This is a genomic window from Stenotrophomonas sp. YIM B13575, from assembly GCF_042787595.1.
GTDB lineage: Bacteria > Pseudomonadota > Gammaproteobacteria > Xanthomonadales > Xanthomonadaceae > Stenotrophomonas > Stenotrophomonas lactitubi_B.
In genome coordinates this window covers 1-1,160 of record NZ_JBHZOP010000222.1, presented here as the reverse complement: position 1 = coordinate 1,160, position 1,160 = coordinate 1, and the positions used below count along the sequence as shown (strand labels likewise).

At 53.5% G+C, this 1,160-nt stretch carries 1 rRNA gene; it reads right to left on the bottom strand.

Features of this window, described 5'->3' with window-relative positions:
• A 23S ribosomal RNA gene (locus tag ACFX4F_RS21355) occupies positions 1-1,160 on the bottom strand; the annotation flags it as partial.

The following is a 1,160-nucleotide window of genomic DNA, read 5'->3' as shown; positions in this document are numbered from 1 at the left end:
AACCTACCGCCTTTCCCCGGGACAACCAACGCCCGGTATGCCTAACCTTCTCCGTCCCTCCATCGCACTTACGCGAGGTGCAGGAATATTAACCTGCTTCCCATCGACTACGACTTTCGTCCTCGCCTTAGGGGCCGACTCACCCTGCGCCGATTAACGTTGCGCAAGGAAACCTTGGGCTTTCGGCGTGCGGGTTTTTCACCCGCATTATCGTTACTCATGTCAGCATTCGCACTTCCGATACCTCCAGCAGACTTCTCAATCCACCTTCAACGGCTTACGGAACGCTCCTCTACCGCGTACATATAAATATGCACACCCCAAGCTTCGGTTCTGTGCTTAGCCCCGTTAAATCTTCCCCGCAGACCGACTCGACCAGTGAGCTATTACGCTTTCTTTAAAGGGTGGCTGCTTCTAAGCCAACCTCCTGGCTGTCTGTGCCTTTCCACATGGTTTTCCACTTAGCACAAAATTTGGGACCTTAGCTGTGGGTCTGGGTTGTTTCCCTTTTCACGACGGACGTTAGCACCCGCCGTGTGTCTCCCATACAGTCCGTCTCGGTATTCGGAGTTTGCAATGGTTTGGTAAGTCGCGATGACCCCCTAGCCATAACAGTGCTCTACCCCCGAGAGGATACATATGAGGCGCTACCTAAATAGCTTTCGAGGAGAACCAGCTATCTCCGGGTTCGATTAGCTTTTCACTCCTAATCACAGCTCATCCCCGTCTTTTGCAACAGACGTGGGTTCGGGCCTCCAGTACCTGTTACGGCACCTTCACCCTGGCCATGACTAGATCACCCGGTTTCGGGTCTACTGCCCGCGACTATGCGCCCTTATCAGACTCGGTTTCCCTTCGCCTCCCCTATACGGTTAAGCTTGCCACGAACAGTAAGTCGCTGACCCATTATACAAAAGGTACGCAGTCACCCCTTGCGAGGCTCCTACTGCTTGTACGCACACGGTTTCAGGATCTATTTCACTCCCCTCTCCGGGGTTCTTTTCGCCTTTCCCTCACGGTACTGGTTCACTATCGGTCGGTCAGTAGTATTTAGCCTTGGAGGATGGTCCCCCCATGTTCAGACAGGGTTTCACGTGCCCCGCCCTACTCGTCTTCACTGAAATGGCCCTTTCAGATACAGGGCTATCACCTTCTATGGC